This is a genomic window from Rothia sp. HMSC073B08 (genome assembly GCF_001812975.1).
GTDB classification, from domain to species: Bacteria; Actinomycetota; Actinomycetes; order Actinomycetales; family Micrococcaceae; genus Rothia; species Rothia mucilaginosa.
The window spans coordinates 38,851-46,718 of sequence record NZ_KV811086.1; the positions used below are offsets into that span (position 1 = coordinate 38,851).

Here is a 7,868-nt window from a genome sequence, read left to right on the forward strand (position 1 = left end):
CCGCGGGTAGCGCGTTCCTTGCGCTGCTCATCGGTCAGGCTAGGCTTCTTATCATCAGTGTTGGACGCATCAGAACCCTTAAAATTCAGGTCCTGAGAAGCCAGCAGAGTACCGCGGCCCTCGGGTGCCTTACCCACCACGGGAGCGACAAACTCGCCGTCCTCGTAACCGTTGTTACCCCACACCTCCACGACGTACTTCTTCGCCGGATCCAGAGTGTTCGCCGGGACCTTGACGCTGCCGGACAGCTCACCGTTCACGAACTCAAAGGCTCGGTCGTGGTGGTTGTACTCAATAAGATCACTGGTTGCCAGAACCGGGGTGTTCGAACCCTTCTCACGGATTACATACTGAACACCCTTGGGGGAAGCAATCTCACCGTAGAAGCCGGTACCCGAGAAGTAAATATCCTGATCCGCGGTGGTGTCGCCCAGAGCCTTGTACTCCACCTTGGGAGCAAACTTCTCAGGGCGGTACGCCTGGGTCTGCACCGCAATACGTTGTACCACGTTCTTACCAGCCCACAGGTCCTTAACCGTCAGCTGGGGGTCGCCCTGCTTCTCAGCAACCAGGTCAACCTCGTAACGCACCTCGTAACGCGGGATACCGGGGAAGTAGTTGCGAGGCTCGTAGTAGTTCAGCAGCGCGCCCGGCTTGACGGTCAGCTGAGCATCCAGGGTGCCATCCTCGGCAATGGTGAAGTCCTTACCCTCCTCAAAACGGAGCGGTGTATCATCAGCGGGCAGAAGGCTACCATCGGGAACGCCCTGAGAAGCGGCAACATAAACCGCCACCTTGCCGTGCTTCTCACGCCATTCCTTCGTGAAACCCGAACCCTTCACGTGAACGGCGCCGCCCTCGGAGGTGTACAGCAGCTGAGCCTTGCCATCGTACAGAACCTCAAACGTCGGGGTAGACTCCTGGATGGCCTTAGCGCCCGGAACATCCGCAGCCTGCGAACCATCAGAACCATTGAAATTCAGCGCCTGAGAAGCGAGCAAGGTGCCGCGGCCCTCGGGTGCCTTACCTACGAAAGGGGTAATGAACTCGTCGTCATCGTAGCCATTGTTACCCCACACCTCAACGGTGTACTGCTTCGCCGTATCCAGGGTGTTAGCGGGAATCTTAACGTTACCGTTGAGGTGCCCATGCTGATACTGGGACGAATACTCGGGGTCGTTGTACTCGATGATGTCGCTAATAGCCAGGACGGGGGTGTTCGAGCCCTTCTCACGCACAACAATCTGAACACCCTTCGGGGAGTTAATATCGCCGTTGAAGTCCCAACCTGAGAAGTTCAGAACCTGATCGTTACCGGTATCCTTCAGAGCGTTGTAGCTCCAATGAGGAGCGAACTCATCAGAAGTGGCAACAGGATTCTCGCGGACGCGATCATCCGGCAGGGAACCAGCAACAGCCGCCGCAGGAGCATCCGCGGCAACATTCTGAGCAAGCGCAGGAGACATCGGCAAAACCATCGCGCCAGCCAACGCCAATGCACCGCAACCCCGTGCTGCACGGAAGAAGGACGAAGCCTTGAAATTCGGAAGAGCGGACATAATCATTCCTTATTGGTCGAACCCATCGCGCCAATGCAGTTTCTAAAAGGGGAGTGAGAAATCTTCGTCGAATCTGCGCCAACCCAATGAGAAGTGGTCGAATGTCCCCGTCAATTTCGGGGACAATTTCACCCTATCAAAGGGGTGAATAGAAATCAGGAAACGCTCAAGAGAGACTTGAAGGTTCTGAGGGTTTTCCCAGGTTGACCAGCCGCTAAGAACTGAACCCAGCACGCTAAACTCAGCACGTTAAACCCCGAAAACAGAACCCCGTGCTCCCGAACAGAAAAACCATTCGGGAACACGGGGTTATTTAGATGGCTATCTTAGCGAACCTAGAAAGCCATCATCAGAACCTCCAGCTCACCGCGAGTCACCGTATGCTTGGGGTCAAACGTGCCGCTGGTGCTCAGCGCAACCTTGTTCTGACCAGCCCACACAATCTCACGGAAGAACGCAGAATCCGGGGTCAGATCAGTGTACGAGTGCCAGTCATGATCAAGGGTAGGGGAACCCGCCGCACGGTAGGTGAATGCCGCAACGGTAGCGTTCGAGATGCTTGCCTCCGCGTGGAACTTACCGTCAGACCAGCCGAAAGTAATGCCCTTCTGGCGAGCCCATACGTAGGCGGCATAGTTCGGGTCGGTGGTCTTTACATCCGGCCAGGGAGAGACCGCCGGGAGATCCACCTTGGGGCTACCAGCCTGAGCGTACAGCGCAGCCGTCAGCTCGCCGCGGGTAGCGCGTTCCTTGCGCTGCTCATCAGTCAGGCTGGGCTGCTTACCCTCATCAGCGTCAGACCCCTTGAAGTTCAGGTCCTGAGAAGCCAACAGCTCACTGCGACCCTCAGGTGCCTTGCCCACCACAGGGCCAGCATTCTCGCCGTTCTTGTAGCCGTTGTTAGTCCAAACCTCCACCACGTACTTTTTCGCCGGGTCCAGAGTATTCGCCGGAACCTTCACGACGCCGCGTACCTTGCCGTTCTTGAACTCAGAAATATGGCTAGGGTGGTTATACTCAAAAATGTCGCTCGTCGCCAGAACCGGGGTGTTTGAGCCCTTCTCACGAATCACATACTGAACACCCCTGGAGAAGTTAAACTGGCCGTAGAAGCCGGTACCCAAGAAGTAAATGTTCTGATCAGCGGTAGTATCACCCAAAGCCTTGTACTCCACCTTGGGGGCAAACGGGCTGGGGCGGAATGCCTGAGTGTGCAGCGCACTATGAAACAGCACGTTCTTGCCAGCCCGCAGATCATCAAGGGTCAGCGGGGGCTGCCCCTGTTTCTCGGTAAACATGCCAATCTCATAATTCACCTCGTAACGCTTCTCGTAACTCGGAGCACCGGGGAAGGGGACGCGAGGCTCGTAGTAGTTCTGCAGCTCACCGGGCTTGACCCTCAACTGAGCATGCAGGGTGCCGTTTTCAGCAATGGTGAAATCCTTACCCTCCTCAAAACGGAGCAACACATCCTTAGCAGGCAGGAAATCACCGTCGTCAGGAACACCCCGAGAAGTAGCAATGTAAAACACTACTTTGCCGTGCTTCTCACGCCACTCCTTGGTGTAGCCCCAACCCTTCACGTGGATGGTGCCGCCCTCAGCGGTGTACAGATACGGATCCTCGCCGTCGTGCCGGTACCAGAACGTAACCTTCTGCGGGGTCTTACCCGGAATATCCGCAGCTGTCGTGCCGTCAGAGCCTTCGAAATCCAGCTCCTGGGTAGCAAGCAGGGTACCGCGGCCCTCGGGTGCCTGACCCACGACGGGGGTAATAAACTCGTCGCCCTCGTAGCCGTTGTTACCCCACACCTCGATAACATAATCTTTTTCTTTATCCAAGGTGTTTGCCGGAATCTTCGCCGTACCGTGGATGTAGCCGCTCTGGTAAGCGAAAGCCAGATTCTCGTGGTTATATTCAACGATGTCGCTAACCACCAGAACCGGGGAGTTCAAACCCACCTCTCGCACAACAACCTGAACACCCTTCGGGGAGTTAAAATCACCCTCAAACCCCCAACCCCAGAAGTCCAGAACCTGATCCTTATCAGTATTCTTCAACGCGTTGTAGCTCAAGTGAGGATAGAACTCATCAGAAGTATCAGTGGGATTCTCACGGACGCGATCACCCGGCAGAGAACCAGCCGCTGCAGGAATATCTGCAGTAGCATTCTGGGCAAGCGCCGGAGTCACCGGCAGAATAATCGCACCCGCCAGCGCCAGTGCACTGCAGCTGCGAGTTGCATACAGGAGTGAAGACTTAGAGTTCGGAAGAGCGGACATAAACATTCCTTATCGGTCATGTCCATTGCGCCGATGCAGGTTCTAAATAGGAATGAGAAATATCCGTCGAATCTGCGCCAACCCAATGAGAAGTGGTTGAGTGTCCCCATCGGTTCAGGAAACACTCTCACCCTAACAAACCTTCAAGTAGAAATTGGTACGTTACTCAAGAAAAACTTGAACCTTCCGAAATATTTCACTGCGTGCATGATGCTGCGCACAGGAAACCCAAAACCCAGGCGGCCCCAACCCCCAGACAGCCCCGCGCACAGTCCTCAAAACACAAGAGGCCCCGCACTCCCAACAAGGAGCACAGGGCCGCCAAACACACTAACCAAACGCTAAAGCAAAGCGTCAAAAATACGAAGGGGAAAAACTACGAAGTGCGGAAGTATAGGTACATCATCATCGCAACACGACCACGAGAGGTCTGAGCCATCGGCTCAAAAGCATTACCCTCAGACACCGTCGACACACCATGGCGAGACGCCCACACAATCTGACGGTAGAACGGAGTCGCAGACGAAACATCGCTAAACGGGGAAGTACCCGACATCTGAATCTTCTGCGCACCATCAGCACGGTACAGAAGCGCCGCAGCGGAAGCATTCGACAAGCGCGCCTCCGCATGGAACTTACCATCAACCCAGCCGGGCGTAATACGCTCCTGACGCGCCCACAGGTACGCATCATAGTTCGGGTCAGATTCATCAACATCCGCATACGGTGAATGCTCCGGATGGGTCACCGCCGGCGAACCCGCCAGCTTATAGAACATGGTGATCAACTCGCCACGAGTCACCGGATCCTTAGCACCAAAATGGTCCTCAGAAACCGGCTCCATCGTCTGGGTACGAACAGCCCAACGGATACCCGCATAGTACGCAGAATCCTCAGGGGCATCAGCAAAAATAGTATTCGCATCCGGCGCGGTCACGGACGGATGCAGAATCTTCGGGCCCTGGGTCGAAGAACTCGACACCAGAGCAGAAGTAGAAATCGCCGAAGCGGTCGCCGGCGCAGCAGTATCCGCCGAAGAAAGACGCGCCTCCGACGGATCATAAAAAGAGAAAAGAGGTGAGAACGGCAGATACAAAACACCCGCCAGCGCCACAGCGCCAACAGCCAGCTCAATACGGCGGCGCTTACGCTTCTTCGACTCAGCCTGAGAAGAAGCCTCGGAGGTGCCCTCCGGTGCCAGCAGAGGTGCAGAAGAATTATGGGCAGTATCAGTCGACTGCTTAAAATCCTGGGACATAAATCCTCAATGTGGTTGATGTATCGGTGTGTGATGGGCTCCCTCTAGTTCTACGCACCCAGCCGGATAAGGGTGCGCACCAAGGGGGCGCAACAGTCCTAAGCATAAACCACAGCTTGAAAAATATTAATTTACACTCCACAGAACATTCTTAAAAAGGGGAGTGGAGCACCCCAAAAATCCGCCCAATAGCGGGTACCGCATGAGGTGCGCCCCACATGCGGTACAGCCCACATTAGCGTGTTAGCCGGCAAAAATACCTCGAAAAACCGCGGAACAGCACCGGGCGACAGTCCCGCACGCGCCCCTACAGATACCTTGCAGACACCTCATAAACACCCCGCAATGGCACAGAAAAGCCGGGCCGGCGGGATAAAACCAACGTTTCATCGCCGCCAGCCCGGCATAATCCATAGACCCTAGAGACTAGTCCTAGCGAACCTTATAAAGCCCTAGTGAACCTTATAGAGCCCTAGCGGACCTTGTAGTTCATCAAGAAACCAGCCAGCTCACCACGGCTCACCAGCGCAGACGGGTGGTACTCAGAGCCCGGGAAAACCTGTAGCTTCTGCTGCTTAGCCCAAGTGATCTCGCGGTAGAACGCAGAACCGACCTTCACATCGGTGTACGGCGCCTCAGTCGCAGCAACCGGCTTCTTACCATCGAAACGGTACAGGAACGCCGCAACAGTAGCATTAGAGACAGACGCATTCGCGTGGAACTTGCCATCAGACCAGCCGAAAGTAATGCCCTTCTGACGAGCCCAAATGTACGCAGCGTAGTTCGGGTCATCGGTCTTCACATCCGGGTACGGGCTAGTAGCCGGCAGGGTAACCTTCGGGGAACCAGCCATGCGGTACAGCGCAACAGTCAGCTCACCGCGGGTCGCATCATCATTAACGCCGAACCAATCCTTCTCACGAGAATCAATTAGATTCTGATCAGCAGCCCACAGAACAGCCTTGTGGTTCGCGTGAGCAGCCGGAACATCAGCGAAACGCTCACGAGCCTTCTTGTTCGCAGACTCACCGGTCAGAGTCAGGTAATCAGCCGCGATGCGCTCACGCTGACCATCGGCGTAGTTGATGGTTACGAAAATAGCGTAGTGGCTATCCTCATCCAGCTTGGTGCCGTCAACGTTAACGGTCGTCTCAAACGCGCCGGTCGCCACACGGTCAGCGTTCAGAGTGATGCTATCCAGAGCCTCACCGGTCGGGTTGCCGTCAGCCTCAGCCTCAGAGAACAGAACGTTCACGGTAGCGCCAGCCGGAACATTGAAGTCCTTACCCTTCACACGGATAGTGGTCGAAGAACTCAGATCCACCTTGTCAGTGCTCAAAGAAACCGAAGGAGACTCCTTCTTAACGTTCTCGCCGTTCACCGGAACAAACGCCTGAGTGCTCAGCGCCTGGCTGTTTGCCTCATCGTTATCTTCCGGAACGTTGAACTCGAAAGTCTGCACAACATAGGAGCTACCGGACTTCAAGGTACCCGCCGGGATATCCAGAACAGTCGAGAAACGGCCGTTGGTGTAACCCATGTACTGACCAAAGAAAGCAGAGTAGGAGGTGAACTTAGCCTCCGACTGAGCCAGCGCGGGACCGGTCGCCTTGCCGGTCGCCGGATCAACCGCACGAACCGCAACAATTAGCGACTCGCTGCCGTTGTACGAAATGTTCTGGAAACCGGCACCGTTCACGGTGACCTTAGTGTTCTCAGAAGCATTCACCGACGAAGCGCTGTACGACAGGGTCGGGGAATCAACGGCGGGAACATCCGCAACCTTCAGTTCAGTACGAACCTCATCCGCAGGAATCCAGCCGTCTTCAGCGTCATCGCGGTAACCGAGCACAACATCGAAGGACGAGCCATTGGCCTCCAGATAGTTAGCGCCGATAGAAGCGGTCAGGTTCACGGTGCCGTCAGCCGCAAAGGCGGAGGCGGGAACATCCTGAACATAGAAGGGGTAATCACGCGGGTGGTGCGGCGGGAAAGCAACGCTTTCACCCTTCGGAACAACGTACAGGCGGAACGACTTGCCCTTAACGAAGTCCTTGGAGAAACCGGAGCCGCTAACCGTCACGTTGCCGCCCTTGAGAATATCAAAAGTGCCGGAGGTAACCTGCAGACGCTGAGCACCCTGAACTTCACCCTGTGCAACAGCCGGGGCTGCTACCGGAGTAGCAGGTGCGGCAAACGCGGGGGAGAGGGGCAAGAGCATGGCGCCAGCCAGGGTGATGGCACAGCCGCTCTTAGCCATGTTTTTGGGTAGCGCAAAGCGCATGTGGTTGGGAAGTGAGGACATTGTTATCCAATCAGTTTTTATCGGTGTCACGCATCGAGTGTGGTGCGCATAAACACCGTAGCAAATAGTTAAGACATGCCGGAACCTGAAAGGTCATCAGCGCGAAAAATGTCTGTGTGTTTTATTGCATGTCTTAAGGTGAAGTATAGCTTTAAAAAGTATGTGCATGACGTGGAAAATATGCCTAAATAGTGTGCTGATAAGCACAAACGCTGGTCACTGTACAAAAAAGAAAGCACAAAAAACCCACCGCATTCGAAAAATTCGCACCTATGCAACCTCTGCAGGTTGAGAATATTCACAATGCGGTGGGCAAGGCAACATAAAAGTCACCCACAATAAAAGTGGCACATAAACAGAGCCATAAAGTCGCCTATTTGACGAAAGCCAACCAGAATGGCTAACACCATGGCGAGACACTATGTGAGACGGCTGCCGCCGTGCTCCATGCGGTACAGCATGAC

The 7,868-nt window shown here is 55.1% G+C and carries 4 protein-coding genes; all 4 read right to left on the bottom strand.

The genetic code is table 11. The features are described from left to right. Positions 1-1,559 (bottom strand): gluconolactonase (locus HMPREF2884_RS08260; RefSeq protein WP_070616718.1); only part of this gene is annotated, 1,559 nt, incomplete at its 3' end. A 335-nt stretch (positions 1,560-1,894) separates the two neighbouring features. Continuing rightward, positions 1,895-3,841, bottom strand: coding sequence for a gluconolactonase (locus tag HMPREF2884_RS08265; protein ID WP_070616707.1), 1,947 nt, complete (start codon positions 3,839-3,841; stop codon positions 1,895-1,897). A gap of 376 nt (positions 3,842-4,217) precedes the next feature. After that, positions 4,218-5,099, bottom strand: a complete 882-nt coding sequence (locus HMPREF2884_RS08270) for an S-layer homology domain-containing protein (protein ID WP_070616709.1) — start codon at positions 5,097-5,099, stop codon at positions 4,218-4,220. 472 nt (positions 5,100-5,571) lie between these two features. After that, positions 5,572-7,404, bottom strand: a complete 1,833-nt coding sequence (locus HMPREF2884_RS08275; RefSeq protein WP_070616711.1) for an S-layer homology domain-containing protein — start codon at positions 7,402-7,404, stop codon at positions 5,572-5,574. Positions 7,405-7,868: the final 464 nt, after the last annotated feature.